The organism is Leeuwenhoekiella blandensis MED217, assembly GCF_000152985.1.
GTDB classification, from domain to species: Bacteria; Bacteroidota; Bacteroidia; order Flavobacteriales; family Flavobacteriaceae; genus Leeuwenhoekiella; species Leeuwenhoekiella blandensis.
On record NZ_CH672395.1, the window covers coordinates 3,219,527 to 3,239,265 of the forward strand.

General features: G+C 41.1%; 19 protein-coding genes. 13 read left to right on the top strand and 6 right to left on the bottom strand.

The window, feature by feature from the left end; translation table 11 throughout:
- The first annotated feature begins 117 nt into the window (after nucleotides 1–117).
- Entirely contained in the window at nucleotides 118–882 is a 765-nt protein-coding gene (gene trpA, locus MED217_RS13610) for a tryptophan synthase subunit alpha (protein ID WP_040533635.1), read from the top strand.
- 84 nt (nucleotides 883–966) lie between these two features.
- Nucleotides 967–1,101: a hypothetical protein gene (locus MED217_RS19305; protein WP_009781119.1), complete on the top strand. Its 135-nt coding sequence runs from the start codon at nucleotides 967–969 to the stop codon at nucleotides 1,099–1,101.
- A gap of 73 nt (nucleotides 1,102–1,174) precedes the next feature.
- Here MED217_RS19305 and MED217_RS13615 read toward each other — a convergent pair whose 3' ends face one another.
- Complete coding sequence (locus tag MED217_RS13615) at nucleotides 1,175–2,713, bottom strand: SulP family inorganic anion transporter (protein WP_009781120.1); 1,539 nt, start codon at nucleotides 2,711–2,713, stop codon at nucleotides 1,175–1,177.
- A gap of 318 nt (nucleotides 2,714–3,031) precedes the next feature.
- Between MED217_RS13615 and MED217_RS13620 the strand changes: the two genes are divergently transcribed.
- Nucleotides 3,032–4,303 carry a PQQ-dependent sugar dehydrogenase gene (locus MED217_RS13620; protein WP_009781121.1) on the top strand — a complete coding sequence of 424 codons (1,272 nt, stop codon included), beginning with the start codon at nucleotides 3,032–3,034 and terminating at the stop codon, nucleotides 4,301–4,303.
- Nucleotides 4,304–4,419: 116 nt separating this feature from the next.
- Nucleotides 4,420–6,504, top strand: coding sequence for a TonB-dependent receptor family protein (locus MED217_RS13625; protein WP_009781122.1), 2,085 nt, complete (start codon nucleotides 4,420–4,422; stop codon nucleotides 6,502–6,504).
- A 2-nt stretch (nucleotides 6,505–6,506) separates the two neighbouring features.
- On the opposite strand, the gene MED217_RS18605 is transcribed toward MED217_RS13625, so the two are convergent.
- The 4 genes from MED217_RS18605 to MED217_RS13645 form a co-directional block, all read right to left on the bottom strand.
- Nucleotides 6,507–7,286 (bottom strand): peptidase associated/transthyretin-like domain-containing protein, encoded by a 780-nt coding sequence (locus tag MED217_RS18605; protein ID WP_009781123.1) that lies wholly within the window; start codon nucleotides 7,284–7,286, stop codon nucleotides 6,507–6,509.
- A 27-nt stretch (nucleotides 7,287–7,313) separates the two neighbouring features.
- Entirely contained in the window at nucleotides 7,314–8,066 is a 753-nt protein-coding gene (locus MED217_RS13635; protein ID WP_009781124.1) for a carboxypeptidase-like regulatory domain-containing protein, read from the bottom strand.
- Between the two features lie 51 nt (nucleotides 8,067–8,117).
- On the bottom strand, nucleotides 8,118–8,570 hold the full coding sequence (gene coaD, locus MED217_RS13640; protein WP_009781125.1) for a pantetheine-phosphate adenylyltransferase: 453 nt from the start codon (nucleotides 8,568–8,570) through the stop codon (nucleotides 8,118–8,120).
- A 159-nt stretch (nucleotides 8,571–8,729) separates the two neighbouring features.
- Entirely contained in the window at nucleotides 8,730–9,722 is a 993-nt protein-coding gene (locus MED217_RS13645; RefSeq protein WP_009781126.1) for a D-alanine--D-alanine ligase, read from the bottom strand.
- 209 nt (nucleotides 9,723–9,931) lie between these two features.
- Here MED217_RS13645 and MED217_RS13650 point away from each other — a divergent pair, with 209 nt between their 5' ends.
- From MED217_RS13650 to MED217_RS13690, 9 genes are all read left to right on the top strand, one after another.
- On the top strand, nucleotides 9,932–10,555 hold the full coding sequence (locus MED217_RS13650) for a PASTA domain-containing protein (RefSeq protein ID WP_009781127.1): 624 nt from the start codon (nucleotides 9,932–9,934) through the stop codon (nucleotides 10,553–10,555).
- The gene (locus MED217_RS13655) at nucleotides 10,542–11,576 is read left to right on the top strand and encodes an RluA family pseudouridine synthase (RefSeq protein ID WP_009781128.1); all 1,035 of its coding nucleotides are present in this window, start codon (nucleotides 10,542–10,544) and stop codon (nucleotides 11,574–11,576) included. The genes MED217_RS13650 and MED217_RS13655 overlap by 14 nt, the downstream gene beginning before the upstream one ends.
- A 41-nt stretch (nucleotides 11,577–11,617) precedes the next feature.
- Nucleotides 11,618–11,803, top strand: coding sequence for a hypothetical protein (locus tag MED217_RS13660; RefSeq protein WP_009781129.1), 186 nt, complete (start codon nucleotides 11,618–11,620; stop codon nucleotides 11,801–11,803).
- Nucleotides 11,804–11,813: 10 nt separating this feature from the next.
- Entirely contained in the window at nucleotides 11,814–12,389 is a 576-nt protein-coding gene (locus MED217_RS13665) for a cob(I)yrinic acid a,c-diamide adenosyltransferase (protein ID WP_009781130.1), read from the top strand.
- A 139-nt stretch (nucleotides 12,390–12,528) separates the two neighbouring features.
- Nucleotides 12,529–12,750 (top strand): DUF2795 domain-containing protein, encoded by a 222-nt coding sequence (locus MED217_RS13670; protein ID WP_009781131.1) that lies wholly within the window; start codon nucleotides 12,529–12,531, stop codon nucleotides 12,748–12,750.
- A 232-nt stretch (nucleotides 12,751–12,982) separates the two neighbouring features.
- Nucleotides 12,983–16,345, top strand: a complete 3,363-nt coding sequence (secA, locus tag MED217_RS13675) for a preprotein translocase subunit SecA (protein ID WP_009781132.1) — start codon at nucleotides 12,983–12,985, stop codon at nucleotides 16,343–16,345.
- A gap of 211 nt (nucleotides 16,346–16,556) precedes the next feature.
- Entirely contained in the window at nucleotides 16,557–16,865 is a 309-nt protein-coding gene (locus MED217_RS13680; RefSeq protein ID WP_154648948.1) for a hypothetical protein, read from the top strand.
- Between the two features lie 78 nt (nucleotides 16,866–16,943).
- Nucleotides 16,944–17,420 carry a DUF4199 domain-containing protein gene (locus tag MED217_RS13685; RefSeq protein WP_009781134.1) on the top strand — a complete coding sequence of 159 codons (477 nt, stop codon included), beginning with the start codon at nucleotides 16,944–16,946 and terminating at the stop codon, nucleotides 17,418–17,420.
- Between the two features lie 53 nt (nucleotides 17,421–17,473).
- Nucleotides 17,474–18,292: a Cof-type HAD-IIB family hydrolase gene (locus MED217_RS13690; RefSeq protein WP_040532873.1), complete on the top strand. Its 819-nt coding sequence runs from the start codon at nucleotides 17,474–17,476 to the stop codon at nucleotides 18,290–18,292.
- Nucleotides 18,293–18,427: 135 nt separating this feature from the next.
- On the opposite strand, the gene MED217_RS13695 is transcribed toward MED217_RS13690, so the two are convergent.
- Complete coding sequence (locus MED217_RS13695; RefSeq protein ID WP_009781136.1) at nucleotides 18,428–19,738, bottom strand: ABC1 kinase family protein; 1,311 nt, start codon at nucleotides 19,736–19,738, stop codon at nucleotides 18,428–18,430.
- Nucleotide 19,739: the final 1 nt, after the last annotated feature.

Genomic DNA, 19,739 nt, shown 5'->3' on the forward strand with positions numbered 1-19,739 from the left:
GGAAAGATTTCCGCTGAGCACAACGTAATTAAAACTTGAATTGAATTGGAGAGATTTCCGCCTAAAGTTTATCCTGAGCGAGAGTCGAAGGACGGAAATGACTTAAAAAATACTATTATGAACAGAATAAATACGAAATTAGAAGAAGGTAAAAAGTTGCTTTCTATATACTTCACCGCGGGTTATCCTAAACTGGAAGACACCACAACAGTTATTGAAAAGCTGGTGGAAGCCGGGGTAGATATGATCGAGATCGGTTTACCGTTTAGCGATCCCTTAGCAGATGGGCCCACGATTCAGGAGAGTTCTACCGCAGCTTTAAAAAACGGAATGACCACCGCAAAGCTCTTTGATCAGATCAAAGACATTAGGAAAACCGTTGATATTCCGTTGATCGTGATGGGGTATTTTAATCCGATGCTTCAGTATGGTGTTGAAAAATTCTGCGCCACCTGCGCCGAAATAGGCATAGACGGACTCATCATGCCAGATCTTCCGCTTGCGGAATATGAAGAACACTATCAAGCTACTTTTGAAAAATACGGTCTTAAGATGATCTTCCTGATCACACCGCAGACTTCAGATGAGCGTATCAGACAGATCGATGCAGCAAGCGATGGTTTTATTTACATGGTGAGCAGTGCAAGTACTACAGGTAAAACTTCGGGCTTCAGCAATGTTCAAACCGATTATTTTGAACGCATCGCTGCTTTAAATCTGAAAAATCCGCAGATCGTAGGTTTTGGTATTAAAGATGAGGAAACTTTTAAGGCAGCAACACAAACCGCTCAGGGTGCCATTATAGGTTCAGCATTTATCAAAACGCTTACCGAAAAGGGTATTGAGGGCATTTCTGGCTTTATTAAAAGCATTAGACCCTAAGTCTTAACCCGCTTTTAGCAAGTTCTTATCAATAATTAACAGCTGTACTTCTTATCTTGAGGTCAACAAAAAAAGAAAACTATTATGGATAAGAAATTTGAACGAACAGTAGACCAGAAAGACAGCGATCCTACAAGCAGCCTTGGAGATCGTAAAAAGAACACCAATAAAGTGGATATTGATGAAAAAACCATCAAAGACCAACAAAACAAGCACTAAACGCTTGGGCTAACCACCAAAAACTAAAAAAGCCGATACCTAACGTATCGGCCTTTTTAGTGCGCTATTTTCATCAGGTATCGCTACCCACCAGATTGTAGGTTGGATCTTCGATAATATTCACATCGATGATCGCCTCGGCATTCTTCAGCAAACGGCGACAATCGGGGCTCAAGTGTCGTAAATAAACGGTCTTGCCCAGTTTATGATAACGGCTGGTCACCACGTTCAAGGCTTCGATAGCCGACATATCTGCTACCCGACTTTCTTTAAAATCGATGATGATCTTGTTGGGATCGTTCAGGATATCAAACTTCTCTGTAAAATTGGTGGTCGAGGCAAAGAATAACGGTCCGTAGATCTCATAATGCTTGGTTCCTTCATCGTCTACATATTTTCTAGCTCGAATGCGTTTGGCACTTTCCCAGGCAAAAAACAAGGCAGAAAGAATCACACCAACCAACACGGCCAGTGCAAGGTTGTGCAAGATAACGGTGATAGCAGCCACGATGATCACCAAGAAAATATCTTTTTTAGGTACTTTATTGAAAATACGCAGCGTGGCCCACTCAAAGGTTCCTACCGCTACCATAATCATCACCCCAACGAGTGCCGCCATCGGAACTTTTTCAATAACCGGCGCACCGAATAATACAATAATAAGAATGGTAAATGCAGCGATAATACCAGATAAACGCGCTCTGGATCCCGCTGAAAGATTCACCAAGGTTTGTGCGATCATCGGGCAACCTCCCATTCCGAAGAAAAATCCGTTGAGCAGGTTAGAACTTCCTTGAGCGATACACTCCCGGTTTCCGTCTCCTTTGGTTTGTGTGATCTCATCGACAAGATTCAAGGTTAGCAAACCTTCAGTAAGTCCTACTGCCGCCATCACCATAGAATAGGGTGCGATCACTTTTAAAGTTTCGTAAGAAATAGGAATTTCAGGAATATGGAACGGAGGAAAACCACCACTTACCGAAGCGATATCTTTAACCGTTTTGGTATCAATTCCGAAGAAATACACCAACGCAAAAACCACAATTATAGCAACCAACGAAGAAGGAACCGCTTTTGTCAACTTCGGAAGAAAAATCACGATCAATACTGTAAGTGCGGCCAGACCTGCCATAATTAATAAAGGCGTGCCGGTTAACCACGCTACTTCACCGTTTATGAGGGTTTGAAATTGTTTGATCTGCGACATAAAGATGACAATAGCCAGACCGTTTACAAACCCAAACATCACCGGGTGCGGCACCAGACGAATAAACTTCCCCAGTTTAAAGAGTCCGATCAATACCTGGATGACTCCAGCAAGTGCTACAGCCGCCAAAACATATTCTAAACCGTGGGAATTCATCAACGCGATCAGGGTGATCACGGTGGCTCCTGCTCCTCCCGAGATCATCCCAGGACGGCCACCAAAAATCGCGGTCACTAAGCCTGCAATAAAAGAAGCATATAAACCCATCAAAGGAGGAAGACCAGCTAGAATCGCAAAAGAAAGCGATTCAGGAATCATGGTCATCGCAACCGTAAGACCGGCTAGAATTTCAGTTTTGTAATTGACCTTTTGAGTTAAATCAAATAAGTTAAATACTTTTTTCATGAAGTAGTTTTGTGCAAAAAGCGTGTGTTTTTTATTGGGGTAAACAGTCAAAAAAATCAAGAATCGCACTTGAAATGCCCTGTTATTTAGCAGGTTAAAACCCAGCTCAATTCGGCTGCAAAAATAGCCTTTTTAATGAGAAGGGCAAGCATATCACGGCAGGATACGCCTGTAATGGTTAGAGTTTACCAATCAAGCGGTTACGCAAAGGATTTCGCCAATACAAGACATTTCAGAAGCCGTTAAACTTATATTAATCTGGTACTGCTGCAGATCGCTGGCTCGCTAAAGTCTTATTTTCGTATAAAATCACAAACTATGAAAATATACCTCTATATTTTAGCCGGTCTCGTTTTGTTCACCGGTTGCAAAAATGATAAATCAGTTTCTGAAGATAAACAGGAAGAACTCGCCGATAATGGTCCGGTAACTGTGGAAACGACTGTGGGACCTTTAGAACTCCCTGCTCCTTTTGCTTCAGAATCGGTTACTAAACAAAGTAAGGTAGTTGCCTGGCCTGCCGGAAAAACACCGGTTGCTGCCGAAGGTTTTAAAGTAGAACGCTTTGCCGACTCCTTAAAGCATCCCCGATGGACCTATGTTGCACCTAACAATGATATTTTTGTTGCCGAATCAAACACAAGAGACAGCGCCAATAGAATTACCTTGTTACGAGACACAAATGCTGACGGAGCTATCGACGAACGCTATATTTTTAAAGAAGACCTCAACCAGAATTTTGGAATGCTGGTTTTAGACGGTTCGTTTTACATTGCAAACACCGATGGCTTGTACCGTTTCCCATACACCGAAGGACAAACCAAGTTAGAAGGTGAAGGCGAGAAAATCGTTGAACTTTCAGCGAGTGGTTACAACAACCACTGGACGCGAAATATCATCACTAATGAAGCGGGAGATAAAATCTATATCTCGGTAGGATCTGCCAGTAATGTGGGAGAACAAGGAATGGAAAAAGAAGAACGCCGCGCCAATATTCTTGAAGTGAATCCTGACGGTAGCGGAGAGATCATTTATGCTTCCGGACTTAGAAATCCTGTAGGAATGGATTGGAATCCGGTGACCGGTGATCTTTGGACGGCTGTAAATGAGCGTGATGAATTAGGCAACAACTTGGTTCCCGATTATGCTACTAGCGTTAAAAAAGGCGGCTGGTACGGGTGGCCGTACAGCTATTACGGGCAGATTAATGATCCGCGATGGGAAGACGATCCGCATCAGGATTTAGTAGATCAAGCCCTCATTCCTGATGTTCCTTTAGGACCGCACACCGCTTCTTTAGGCTTTACGTTTTACACTGCAGATCAATTCCCGGAAATGTATCAAAACGGAGCATTTGTAGGACAACACGGGTCTTGGAACCGCGAACCTTTTTCTGGCTATAAAGTAGTTTTTATTCCATTTGAAAATGGAATTCCCAAAGAACCTGTTGACTTTTTAACCGGGTTTATTCCTGATGAAAACGGAAACGAAGTTTATGGTCGCCCGGTGGCAACCACAGTTGCTCCCGATGGTTCCTTATTAGTAAATGATGATGACGGCGGAGTGATCTGGCGTGTTTCTGCAGAATAAACTAACCCATATAAAACTTCTTGGCATTTAGTCCTTCGGCGGTGCCAAGCAGTGGGTATATGTTTTAGTATTTTTGAAGTTCATTAGAATTTCCATCCTCGATTAGCGAGTACTTTATGAAAAATATTCTTTTAGGTCTGTTGTTGTTTTCCGGATGTGTATTTGCGCAAGAGAAAACAGCAACAGACTCTGTTTTTGTACGCAACACCTTAGGTGAAGTTATCATCACCTCCACGCCTATTCAAGACAAATTGCAACGTATTCCTGCGGCGGTAAATAGCATTACGGCTGAAGATTTTCAGCGTGGTGACCAACTTTCCATCGCTAATGAGCTCAATAAAAACCCGGGAATTCAAATGCAGCAAGGTGCGCTCAACACCAGTCGCATCAGCATCAGAGGCCTAGGAGCGCGTAGTCAATATTCCACAAATCGCGTAAAGGCCTATATTGAAGGTATTCCCTTGACTACCGGAGAAGGAGAAACTACCTTAGAAGATATAGACCTCAACCTGATCGAACGTATGGAGATTATCAAAGGCCCCGCGAGCAGCAGCTACGGAGCCGGATTGGGTGGCGCGATCAATATTTCAGTAATCAAACCAAAACCAGAAAATAGCAGGATTAGGTTGAATGGGATCGCAGGTGCTTACGGTCTTTTTAAAAGCGGAATCACTGCAATGCTTGGTAATCGTGAAACCGGCGGATTTGTAAGTTATAATCATCTCGAGAAAGATGGCTTTAGAGCCAACAGCAATTACAACCGAAACACGCTTACCGCTTATGCCAAAACACAACTTAACGAAGTGAGTTCGCTTTCTTTCTTCGGAAATTATACGCGTTTAAAAGCATTCATCCCAAGTTCTGTAAATGCTGAAACCTTGCAAAACAGTCCCGAGGATGCCGCATTCACTTGGGGGCAAGCCCAAGGTTATGAATCTTACGACAAAGCTTTAGCCGGGCTTGCTTATAAATGGGACATCAATGCCAACAATAGCTGGCAAACCAGTGTTTTCGCCAATTACCGTGATGGGTATGAACCCCGGCCTTTTGATATTCTTGATGAAGATTCTTTTGCGTTTGGTATTCGAAGCAGTTTAAATTCGCAGTTTTCGCTATTCAATATTCCCGGAAAAAGCAGTATTGGAGTCGAATATTTTGATGAGCATTATCAAGCGCAACTCTTTGAGAATTTATATGAAGAAAACAACGGTAACGGAAGTCTGCAAGGCAATCGCTTTAGCAATCAAGAACAAGATCGCAAATACTTAAATCTTTTCGCACAATTAAGTCTACAGCTTACGCCAAAGTTTAAAGCGGATTTAGGACTGAATTACAACCACAGCAGATACCGTCTGGACGATCACCTTAACGAAAGTAATGTCGATAACAGCGGCGTGTACACCTATCCCAGAATCTTTTTACCACAAGCCGGCCTGAGTTACGAGGTGGCTAATGATAAATTTATCTATGCCTCGATAAGTCGTGGCTTTTCTTTACCCACAGTTGCCGAAACGCTGACTCCCGAAGGCGCTATAAATCCTGAAATCAAACCTGAGATCGGTTTCAATTATGAATTAGGGCTGAAAGCACAATGGCTGGATCATAGACTCTACACAGAGCTCGCTTTGTACACGGTACAAGTTAATGATCTCCTTGTTGCCGAACGCGTGGGTAATGATCAATACGTGGGTCGCAATGCAGGCGCTACCGATCATAACGGGATTGAATTCTTAATCAATTATCGTGAAAATTTAACGCCAGCATGGTCGCTTCAGCCGTATGGGTCTTTAGCGCTGAATGACTATTCGTTTGATGCCTTTGTAGATAATGATGAAGATTATAGCGGAAACGAGCTTACCGGAGTTGCAGATCAGGTGATCAATCTCGGCCTGGATGTGGCTTTTCAAAACCGTTTTAAGTTCAACATCAATTACCGTTACACCGGAAGCATTCCGTTGAATGACGCCAATACACTTTATAGCGATGCTTACAATCTGGTGAACCTTCGGGCAGATTATAGTTTTGATCTTTTTGCTAAAGTAAAAACCCGAATTTTTGCCGGCGTAAACAATGTTTTTGACACCGATTATGCTGCACAAATATTGCCTAATGCTACAGGATTTGGTGGTGCAGCACCACGTTATTATTATCCCGGAGAACCTGTAAATTTCTATACCGGATTAAACGTGAAGCTGTTTTAAAACTAATTTCCGTCAGGGAGTTTCATTCCATTTTCACCAAATTTTTTAAGCTCGGTTTCAAAGCTATCGGCGAGTGCTATGAATTTATCTAAAAGGTCTAAGTGATTTTCTCGTTCAAGAAGATTACCCGGCAATTGCATGGCATCACAGTATTCAAAAAACAAGTTGTGGTAATATGCATCAATACCTAATTGATCTACTAAAAAATCGTGATCAAAATAGTCATCGGTAGCAAAGAGCACCCGGTATTGTTTATAAGTAATGGGAGCATATTTTTCCTTTTGTTTGGAAGGGTCTTTTTTAAACAGACTTAAAAAAAGCCGTCCCAACTCCATAAAATCAACACCATTGGTACTGTTAGGCGGTCGGTACAACTGGCGGTTCTTTTTGATATCATTCTGAATCCTGCTGTTGAAAATACTATCGTATTCTTTGACGTCAAATTTCTTCTCCTTCGGCGCTTCGGTAAGGCGCACTTCGTCGAGTTCGTTCAGGTTCTCTTTAAGTTCAACCACCCAGATCTTTTCGAGCTGATAGGGTTCTACTACAAAAACCTGGGTTTCCATAAAAGGCGCACTAAAAACCAAAGAATCTTCTAATCGCGCAGCTAAGCTAAAATCTCCTTCATCTGTAGTCGTCGTACTTTTATGCTGCGTCAGGTTTTGCACCAAAACACCGGGAACGCGTTTATCGCCCGCATATACTTTTCCTGAAGTATTTTGAGCACGCAGTGTGCCAGCGCAAAGCAAACTGAAGCCTAGAAGAATGTATATAAATCTCATCAAAACAATTTAGGTTGCGAAGTTAGCTTAATTAGTTTGTGCCTGTTTATGAAAATCGGAACTGGTCTTAAGCAGATACTCTAAAAAGCGCATTTGATTCTTTTCTTGCAAAAGACGCGCATCTATTTTTCTACTTAAACAATAATCAAAAAACAAGGGCTCTTCTTCTCCGGTGATCGACAATTGATTTCTCAAAAGTTGCTGATTGAAGAAAGCGTCTTTTTTAAAGAATGCTTCAAGTTCGCCTAATTTTAAGATTCTAAACCGGTTAGGATCTTCTGCTTTTTCTTTTTTATCTTTCTTTATCGAATTCCATACCATTTTTCCTATCGCGATAAAATCTATCCCTCCTCCGGTAGGATTCGGACTGTACATTCCCGGATTTTCCTGAATATCTTTTTTCAGCCAGAAATTGAAGTTTTTATCGTACTCTTCAACACTAAACTCTTTAACGGAATTAGTTGCAGTGATGGTCACGGCATCCAATTCATTTCGGTTTTCTTTCAATTCGACTACCCAGATCTCTTCAAGCTGGTAGGGCTCTATTTTATGAATTTGTGTCTTAAAAAAGGAATAACTAAAGATCAAAGAATCTCCAAGTTCAGCAGCGATCTTAAAATCTCCCTGCGCATTGGTCGAAGTCATGACATCTTGAGTCTTGTTGATAATAAGTACGCCTTCTAGCGGTTTATCATTTGCATATACTTTACCCTTAGTTTCTTGAGCTTGAAAACTAAAACTTAGCAGAAAAAATAAAACAGGGAGTAAAGGTCTTGGCATAATCAGGTCTGTTGCATAATGACCTGATCTATGTGCTAATGTTGCAAAACTTTATACGCGTACCGCGTCTGGCACCAAGCCGGTGTAATCCCCGCCATTGCGAATAACATCACGCACGATGGAAGAAGAAATATAACTTTTACCTGAAGAAGTGAGCAAGAATACCGTTTCTATTTGCGCCAGCTTTCTGTTGGTATGCGCAATAGCCTTCTCAAACTCAAAATCTGCCGGATTGCGCAAACCTCTAAGAATAAAGCCGGAATCTGTAGCATTACAAAAATCAACCGTAAGCCCTTGATACGTCATGACTTTGATCTTGGGTTCGTCTTTAAACGACTCTTTTAAGAAACGCTCGCGCTGCTCTAAAGTGAACATATATTTCTTATCGGCATTGACCCCGATCGCTAAAATGATCTCATCAAAAAGCTTTAAGCCCCGCTCGATAATATCATAATGTCCTAAAGTAAGCGGATCAAATGATCCCGGAAATACTGCGCGTTTCATAATTAGGAATTCAATGTTTAAAGTTCAAAATTAAAGGTACAAAAACTGGAGCGTTTGAAGCTTGTGGTTTAAGGTTGCTTAAAGTCTATAAAATATTCAGCCCATTGGCGGTGCCTAAAAAAGTTGCTTTTCAGATTATCTACTGTTTACTGGGACTGCCTACTGAGACGTTCTATCACGCATCGCTTGCTCAATAACATTATCAAACAATTCTGGCAAGCTTATCCCTGCCACCTTTGCCTGCTGCGGGATAATACTCGCAGGACTCAATCCCGGAGTGGTATTTACTTCTAAAAAATGCGGCTCCCCATTATGAAAAATAAATTCCGCTCGGGTAAGACCTTTCAATTTTAAGATCTTGAATACCTTTTCTGCTTCGCGTTGTACGGCTTCGGTTTGTTCATCAGTAATTCTTGCCGGTGTGATCTCCTGCGATTTGCCTTCGTATTTTGCCTGGTAATCAAAGAAGTCATTGTCGCTTACAATTTCCGTCACCGGGAGCGCCATGACGTTTCCCTGATAATTGATCACACCCACCGAAACTTCGGTTCCTTCTAAAAAGGATTCGATAATGATCTCATCATCTTCTTTAAAAGCCACTTCGATCGCTCCTTCTAGTTCTTCGGCACCATAAACTTTAGAAACCCCATAACTGCTTCCCGCTTTATTGGCTTTTACAAAACAAGGCAAACCTACTTGCTCCAAAATTTCAGTCGCATGGATCGCATCACCTTTATTCAGCAAATAATTGGTTGCGGTTTTGATTCCGTAGGCTTTCAACACACCGATGCAATCCCGCTTATTAAAGGTAAGCGCAGCCTCATAATAATTGCACGCCGTCTGCGGAATATTCAAAAGCTTCAAATAGGCCTGCAAAATTCCGTCTTCTCCAGGCGTACCGTGAATGGTGTTAAAGACGCAGTCAAAAGTAATCTTAGTACCCTCTACATTTATAGAAAAATCAGCCTTGTCAACAGGAATAGGCTTGTGATCTGCGTGTTTGCAAAACCATCCTTCTTTCAAGATATGAATAGGAAATACATTGTATTTTGATTGGTCTAAGTGCTTGCAAACCGTATTCCCGCTCAAGATCGAGATATTCACCTCACTTGAGAATCCACCCATCACGACTGCAATATTTTTTTTTGACATAGTAAAAATGAAAGCTTTACGTTATCTAGTAATAAGATGACTTTCTGGTCATCTTCAGCTATTGAAAAAACAATTTTAATTAAGCTCGGTTTACCGAGTACTTTAAGGCTTCAAAGAACGTTATTTTTAGAATAAATAGGCAAAAAAAATGATTGCAATTGAGCGTCAGCCAATTTTAAACTAAGTTTGTAGCCGCAAATTCGCTATCTATGGGATTCTTTAAATTTATATTCAGCAAAGTGTTTTTAAAACAGCTCTTGCTGGCTTTATTGGTACTGGTATTACTCGTATTTGGGTTGCTGTATTGGCTGCGTGCCTCTACAAATCACGACCAGCGTATCGCGGTGCCAGACCTTAGCAAAATGTCTTTAGGTCTCGTGCAGCAAGAGCTCGAGAATGCCGACTTGAATTATGTGGTGATCGACTCTTCAAATTACAATCCAGATTTCCCAACCTTTTCTGTAATTGAGCAAAATCCGGCTGCAGGAAAATTTGTAAAAGAAGGCCGAAAAATCTATTTGGTTTTAAATCCTTCAGGATACCGAAAAATTGAAATCCCAGAATTGGTAGGTAGAACACAACGTCAGGTAGAACCTACGCTGCTTGCCCTTGGATTCAAAATAGGAAAAATTGACTATCGCGATCATATAAGTTCTGACGAAGTGCTTGAACTGCGCCACGATGGCCAAACCCTTAATGTAGGCGACGCCCTGCGGAAAACCTCGGTCATTGATCTGGTTGTAGGTAATGGAAAAGGCAGCTACCGCACTTCTGGCGATGCTGCACAAGATGTAATTAACGATGCTGAAGATTTAGACGATGCAGGATTTTAAAACCGAAGGTCCTGATGAGCAGGACGATGAATTGTATGAGCATTACAGCTTTACTGCGGGCAAAGGCCAAGAGCCGCTGCGTGTAGATAAATTTCTGATGAATTTTATTGAAAAAGCGACGCGTAATAAAATTCAGCAAGCTGCAAAAAATGGCAACATTCAGGTGAATGGAGCGGTTGTAAAGCAAAATCATAAAGTAAAAGCGAATGACGTGGTGCGGGTTCTTTTTGAGCATCCACCCTATGAATTTTTACTTACGCCTGAGGATATTCCGTTAGATATTGTTTTTGAAGATGACACACTGCTTGTGGTGAATAAACCCGCCGGTATGGTCGTACATCCCGGTCACGGTAATTACAGTGGTACGCTCATTAATGCATTGATCTATCATTTTGACAACCTGCCCGAAAATAGCAGCGGCAGACCCGGGCTGGTGCATCGCATAGATAAAGACACCAGCGGACTTCTCGTAGTCGCAAAGACCGAGGAGGCTATGACGCATCTGGCCAAACAGTTTTTTGATAAAACCAGTGAGCGCGAGTACATCGCGATCGTATGGGGAAATGTCGAAGAAGACCAAGGCACTGTTGAAGGGCATATAGGCCGTCACCCTAAAAACCGTATGCAAAACACGGTTTATGAGGACGGCGATCAAGGTAAGGAAGCTGTGACACATTATAAAGTCTTAGAACGCTTAGGCTATGTGACCAAAATCTCCTGTAAGCTTGAAACCGGCCGCACGCATCAAATTCGTGTGCATATGAAGCACATAGGACACACGCTTTTTAACGATGAGCGCTATGGCGGGGATGCGATCTTAAAAGGAACCACCTTTACCAAGTATAAACAGTTTGTAGAAAATTGCTTTAAAGTTTTGCCCAGACAAGCTTTACACGCAAAAACCCTAGGCTTTGAACATCCAAAAACAGGGGAATGGATGCGTTTTGACAGTGCGATCCCTGAAGATATGGAAGCCTGCATCGAGAAGTGGCGTAATTATGCAAAACACGCGATGGAATAGCACTATTGCAAATGCTGTTTTAAATTAAGTACCTTTAACGTATGCTCGATTTTATTCCAGATAATTTTCAATCTATACTCATCATTGTTGTTTTGGCTGTGCTTTTTTTAGCTGTGATGGCAAACAATAAACGCAATCAAAGTAAATTAAGAGACCGTCGCAAACGGAATTTTAAAACCGATTACTTCAAGCTTAAAAATGAGCGTGAAAAAGAATCAAACTCCTAAAAACTAAGCTGTGAAAATCTATACCAAAACCGGAGATAAAGGTACTACCGCCCTCTTTGGCGGCACACGGGTATCTAAGCACAACATACGCATTGAAAGCTACGGCACCTTAGACGAACTCAATTCGTATTTAGGCCTGCTACGCGATCAGGAAATTGACGCGCACAGCAAAGCTTCTTTGATTAGTATACAAGAGAAACTATTTGTAATTGGCGCTATTCTGGCAACAGATCCTGAAAAGGCTGTTCTAAAAAATGGAAAAGAGCGCTTAAATATTGATAAGGTAAGCGAGGCCGATATTCTATTCTTAGAACAAGAAATGGATGCAATGGACGAGCAGCTACCGCCAATGACCCATTTTATCCTACCCGGCGGACATCAAACGGTGTCATTCTGTCACATTTCACGCGCGGTATGCCGCAGAGCGGAAAGACTCGCAACCGCTCTTTATCAGGAAGTTCCGTTTGAAGAAAATGCACTTAAATATTTAAACCGCCTTTCTGACTATCTCTTTGTACTGGCACGGAAGTTGTCTAAAGATTTGCAGGCTGAAGAGATAAAATGGATTCCTGAAAAGAAGGATTAAAACCTCCAAAACTAAAGCCTAAACCTCGTAATCACAAGAGATTACAGACGTTCATAAAAATAATTTTGAATTAACATTCAATTTTCTTGGATTTTACGTTAATAAATTTATTTTTGCAAAAAAATAAATACGTTAACTTATGTACTGGACATTAGAACTAGCTTCTCATTTGAGCGACGCGCCTTGGCCTGCAACCAAAGATGAATTGATTGATTATGCAATTAGAACGGGAGCACCATTAGAAGTTGTTGAGAACTTACAAGCTATGGAGGATGAAGGGGACTCTTACGATTCGATTGACGAAATATGGCCAGACTACCCGTCTGAAGACGACTACCTCTGGAATGAGGATGAATACTAGATTTTACAACATTCTAAACATAAAGAAGTCTCGCAATGAGGCTTTTTTTTTGCTTAAATTTGAAGTGCAAAATAGAAGAATTCAGTTTTAAAAATTCTTCAGAAGAATAAAGAAATTTTCATCCTAAAAAATGAAAATCAAAATAACTCCTGAGACTTCAGGATTACATGAAATTAATTTTTCCCTTTAAAACGAAACCACAGGTTTTGTTGGGATAAAAGAACTACCAATTATGGGATTATTAGACAAAGTATTAAAGGTTTTTGTGGGTGACAAATCCAAACAAGATGTCGCTGCCATTCAACCTATTGTTGATAAAATAAAAAGTTTTGAAGCGCAGCTTGAAGCTTTAACGCACGATGAGCTGCGTCAGAAGACCACAGAATTCAAAGCTAAAATCGCAGATGCACTTTCTGATACTAACGCAACACTACTTCAGTTAGAGAAAGAAGCTGATGAGACCGAAGACATTGACCGCAAAGAGGAAATCTACGCGGAGATCGACAAACTTAAAGACGAGTCTTACAAAATCAGCGAAGCAGTCCTAAACGACATTCTTCCCGAAGCTTTTGCTGTGGTTAAAGAAACCGCAAAACGCTTTGTACACAATCCGCAATTGAAAGTTACTGCAAGTGCTTTTGATCGTGAACTAAGCGCAGAAAAAGACTACGTACAACTTGACGGTGATGATGCGATCTGGTCTAACAGCTGGGATGCTGCCGGAAAGCCCATCACTTGGGATATGATCCATTATGACGTGCAGCTCATAGGTGGTGTGGCTATGCACCAGGGTAAAATTGCAGAGATGCAAACCGGTGAAGGTAAAACATTAGTGGCTACGCTTCCGGTGTATCTAAACGCACTTACCGGAAATGGTGTACACTTGGTAACGGTTAACGACTACTTAGCGAAACGTGATAGCGCTTGGATGGCACCGTTATTTAACTTTCACGGACTCACAGTAGACTGTATCGATTACCACAGGCCTAATTCGGCTTCCCGAAGAAAAGCTTACGCTGCTGATATCACCTATGGTACGAATAACGAATTTGGTTTTGATTACTTGCGTGATAATATGGCGCATGCGCCAAACGATCTGGTACAACGTGCTCCTAACTATGCGATCGTCGATGAGGTCGATTCGGTATTAGTTGATGACGCGCGAACACCTTTGATCATTTCAGGGCCTGTACCCAAAGGAGATCAACACGAGTTTGATGCGTTGAAGCCAAAAATTGATAGCTTGGTAAGCCTTCAGCGTCAACAACTGACAGGAACTTTAGCTGAAGCGAAAAAGCTTATTTCAGCAGGCGACACCAAAGAAGGGGCTATTCTTTTATTACGCGTATACCGCGGTCTTCCAAAGAATAAAGCACTGATTAAATATTTGAGTGAAGAAGGAATTCGTCAACTTTTACAGAAGACCGAAAACCATTATATGCAAGATAACAATCGCGAGATGCACGTGATTGATTCTGAATTATACTTCACCATTGATGAAAAGAACAACCAGATCGAATTGACCGATAAAGGTATCGATCACTTGTCTGGAAAAGAAGATCCTAATTTCTTCATTATGCCTGAAATGGGCGTTGAGATCAGCAAGATCGAAAACGCAAATCTTTCCACCGAAGAAGAAGCTGAAAAGAAAGAAGAGCTTTTTAGAGAATTCAGTGTTAAGAGTGAGCGTATTCACACGATGAATCAGCTGTTAAAAGCCTATACTTTATTTGAAAAAGACACCGAATATGTGGTGATGGACAATAAAGTGAAAATCGTTGATGAGCAAACCGGTCGTATTATGGACGGGCGTCGTTACAGCGATGGTTTACACCAGGCCATCGAAGCAAAAGAGAATGTAAAGATCGAAGATGCTACGCAAACTTTTGCTACGGTAACTCTTCAGAATTACTTTAGAATGTACCGCAAACTTTCGGGTATGACGGGTACTGCAGTGACGGAAGCAGGTGAATTCTGGGAAATTTACGAATTGGACGTTGTTGAAATTCCTACCAACCGCCCGATTGCCAGAGATGACAAAGACGACAAAGTTTATAAGACCAAGCGTGAAAAATACAATGCCGTTATTGATGAAGTGCAGCTTCTGGTTCAAGCCGGAAGACCAGTACTTATCGGTACGACCTCGGTAGAAATTTCTGAGATCTTGAGCAGAATGCTTTCGATGCGAAAAATTCAGCATAATGTATTGAACGCCAAATTGCATAAAAAAGAGGCCGATATTGTTGCCGATGCAGGTAACGCAGGTCAGGTAACCATCGCTACCAATATGGCGGGTCGTGGTACCGATATTAAATTGAGTAAAGAAGTAAAAGATGCCGGAGGTCTTGCGATCATAGGTACTGAGCGTCACGATTCGCGTCGTGTAGACCGCCAGTTACGTGGTCGTTCTGGTCGTCAGGGAGATCCGGGTAGCTCGCAGTTCTACGTGTCGCTTGAAGATAACTTGATGCGTTTATTTGGTTCTGAACGAATCGCTAAAATGATGGACCGTATGGGACTTCAGGAAGGCGAAGTAATCCAGCACGGAATGATCTCTAAGTCTATCGAGCGTGCGCAGAAAAAAGTTGAAGAGAACAACTTTGGTGTACGTAAGCGTCTTTTGGAGTATGATGATGTGATGAATGCACAACGTGAGGTGATTTACAAGCGTCGTTATCACGCATTGTTTGGGGAGCGTCTACGTGTAGATGTCGCCAATATGATCTACGACACTTCTGAAGCGATCGCCGAAACCAATAAAATGGCGCAGGACTTCAAAAACTTTGAGTTTGAGCTAATTCGTTTCTTCTCGATGAGCAGTCCGGTTGATGAAGCCCAATTTGCGAGTTCGTCTGCAAAACAACTTGCAGTGACTGTTTATGAGGCGGCTCTTAAACATTATAAAGAGAAGATGGAGCGCAATGCCGCACTCGCCTTCCCTATCATTAGTAATGTTTATGAAAATCCTGAAAGCAATTATGAGCGTATCGTGGTTCCTTTTTCTGACGGAACTAAAGAACTAAAAGTTGTTACCAACCTAAAAGACGCTTACGAGTCTGAAGGAAAACAACTCATCACCGACTTTGAAAAGAATATCACGCTTGCGATCATTGATGATGCCTGGAAAACGCATTTACGCAAGATGGATGAATTGAAGCAAAGTGTGCAGCTAGCGGTTCACGAACAAAAAGACCCGCTATTGATCTATAAGTTTGAAGCTTTTGAGCTTTTCAAACAAATGATCGATCAGGTAAATAAAGATGTGATTTCCTTCTTGTTTAAAGGAGAATTGCCGGTACAGCAGCAAAATCAGATTAGAGAAGCGCGTCAAGTACGTCAAACCGAAAAGACGCAGACTTCTAAAGAAGAAATCCCTAATCTTGATGAGCGCGCCGCACAAAGCCGTGCAGCAAGTGGCAATACACAACCTCAACGTCAACAAGTGACCGAGACCATCACCCGTGAGCGTCCTAAAATAGGTCGTAATGACAAAGTAACGATCAAGCACGTGATGAATGGAGAGAACAAAACAATGAAGTTTAAACAAGCTATTCCGCTTCTCGATAAAGGAGATTGGGTGCTAGTAGATGAATAAGATTTATAGAATTCAAACAGCAAAAAAGTTCGGTTAACAACCGGACTTTTTTTGTGAATAACTATTTGCAATCCGTTAGTTTTAATCTTTACATAAACTTAATATTGCAGCCTTTTTGAGACCTGAGAATACCCCTAGTTTTGCAATCTAAAATCCTATTATATTGTTTTCTAAAGAACGTCTACACAACGAGTTAATTCAATCTACAAACATGTCTGCAGTAGAGCTGCGTGCGTGGTTGCGCACCGATATTGCTCCCATAACCGTGGCCAATTACAAGGATGCTCCTTCACTGGATCAATCCAATAAATTGCTGACGATCATGATGAAAAATACAGAGGAACTTACCAAGACAGACTGCTTTTTTATTCAAAGTATTTTGCAGCGTATCAAGTACCTAAAAAATAACCGCAGCCGAGAAGGTTATGCGCGTCTTGATTGGGAAAACAGTTTACGCAATCTAGGCTTCGATGTAAAAAAGCAAATCAAACCTGCCAGAAAAGTAAAGGCTTATTTTTAGCTAAATTTAAAGGTACCACTTTTAAATAATTGAGATTTATACTACCTTCAATACGCCTTAAGACTGAAACAGGCTGGTATGAAAAATTGTAGGTTAGAATTTAAATGGGCAGTTATCTATACCCTTTTTCTTTTGGTATGGATGGTTTTTGAGCGTTTGATGGGCTGGCATGATGTGCATATCGCCAAGCATCACCTGTACACCTTGCTTATTTACCTTCCTACAGCCTTATTGTATTACTTAGCCTTAACCGATAAGCGCAATAATTTCTACGGGGGCATCATAAGCTTTAAACAAGCTTTTCTCAGCGGATTGGTTTTGACGATTTTTATCGCTGTTTTAGCAATTCCTGCACAATATGTCATAAGCACTTACATTACCCCTCTGTATTTCGAAAATGTAATCACCTACGCCGTCCAAAGTGGTAAAGCTACGCCTGAAGAAGCTGCATCGTTCTTCAATCTTCAAAGCTATATGATTCAAGCGGTAGCAGGAAGTCTTGCTTTCGGACTCGTTTTGAGCGCCTTGATTTCCATTTTTGTTAGGAGAAAATGATAAGAAAAATCTAAATCTTTCAGCAAAAAATCATGTTGGATTATCTTTGAAGCATGACAAAGAAAATCCAACTCATGTGTTCTGACATTGATGGAACACTACTCAATGCAAAACGCGATATCGCTCCCGAAACTGCTCAGGCAGTAGAAAAATTACCTAAAGATTTCCCAATCATTCTGGCCTCTTCAAGAATGCCTTCGGCAATGTATTATTTACAAGAAAAAATAGGTCGCTTAGGCAGTCCTATCATCAGTTACAATGGCGGACTTGTACTGGATGATAAAGGCGAAAAACTATACAGTCAGACAGTTTCTCTTGATTTTCTTGAAACCGTGATCGCACATCAAAAGGATTATGATTACAACATCAGCACCTATTGTACTGATACTTGGCGTACCGCAAAATCAGATTACTGGACCTTACGGGAAATAAGAAGCACGCGTGTAGAACCTGTCTACACACCGCTAGAGGAACACGTAGCTGTTTTAAAAGCCATAGATGAACAACCGCATAAAATTATGTGTATGGGTTCGCCCAGAGCTATAGACAGTTTAATCAGCACGCTGAAAGAAAAACACGGGGATGAAGCCCATCTTTACCGTTCTAAAGATGTGTATGTAGAAATTACTCCAAAAAACATTGACAAAAGCAGTGCTCTTGAGGCTTTGATCAGCAAAAAATACAATTTGACTTTAGATCAAGTCATCGCATTTGGAGATAATTTTAACGATACCACGATGATCAAAAATGTAGGTCTTGGCGTTGCTGTTGCCAATGCAGCACAAGAAGTAAAGGATGTTGCAGATTACGTGAGTTCTTATACCAATAAAGAACATGCTGTGGCAAAAGCGATAGAAAAATTTCTAATCTAGGTAAAACCGTAAGAGTCAATTTCACCTCAACACAGGTCTCTGGGTTTTAATCTCATTATAGCACAAAAAAAGAGAGGCGCAACTTCAACCAATCAGTGCGCCTCTCAAAACAACCTAACCAATAATCGTTATTTCTTAGTCTAAATACTTTTCAAAATTATTTACTTCGATCTTTGCTCCTAAATCGTGCATCAAATTGTACAAGCCAAAAAATGTGCGGTTGATGTATAAAAAATGTTTGCTACCACGGTTACCATTCATTTTGCGAAGTTGGGTGTCTTTTGAATACTTATCACTTAAGTCTGCAATTTGAGCAAAGAAGCTTTCATCACTAAAATCAAAAGTATCGAGGTGAAAGGGCTTGGTGAACAGACTCAACATTTCGTGAAATAGCTCTGAGAAAAAAGCAATTTCTTCAGGGGAATCTTCTTTCTTCAGTATTTCCAGTTCAAACATTTTTTCTTTGAAAATGACTGGGTCATTTATATTTTCGGGCTTTGCAAGCTCAAAATAAGGTTCATAAAATTCCTGAGGCACTTTTTTGATGCATCCAAAATCAATCGCGATCAAATTATGATCAGCATCCACGAGGAAATTACCAGGATGTGGATCTGCGTGAACCTGCTTTAGGTGATGCATTTGGAACATATAAAAATCCCATAGTGCTTGGCCTATCTTATCTGCGGCATCTTTATCGGTATTCACTTCTGTAAATTCACTAAGATGCACACCCGTCATCCAGTCCATCGTAATGATGCGCTCACTAGAGAGCTCCGGATAATATTTAGGAAAGCGCAAATCGGGGATAATGCTACACTGCCTGGTGATTTCCTGACTTTGCTTTACTTCCAGCAAATAATCGGTCTCTTCAAGAAGCTTTTCTTCAACCTCTTTAAAATACTTTTCTTTATCCTTTCCCTTAAGATTGAACATCCTGGTAGCAATTGGCTTCACTAGAGCCAAATCGCTACTTATACTATCTGCAACACCGGGATATTGAATTTTCACAGCAAGTTTTTTCCCATCTAATGTAGCCTGATGCACCTGACCGATGCTTGCGGCATTCACACTATCTTTTTTAAAGGTGTCAAATAGGTCTTCAGGATATTTATCTAAATATTTTTTAAAGGTTTTTCTAACCAATGCTGCAGAAAGTGGTGGTACTGAAAACTGAGACAGAGAGAATTTTTCAACATATGCCTTTGGCAAAATATTCTTCTCCATACTCAACATTTGTGCTACTTTAAGTGCACTACCTTTTAGACTTTTAAGTCCGTCATAAATATCTTCAGCATTTTCATCGTCTAATTCTTCTCGTGTTAAATTAGCATTGAAGGCTTTTTTGCTGTAATATTTAGCATAATTCCCTCCAACTTTTACTCCAGTCTTGACGAGCTGCGAGGCACGGGACAGTTTATTGGTAGGTATGTGATCTATCGTTTTCATA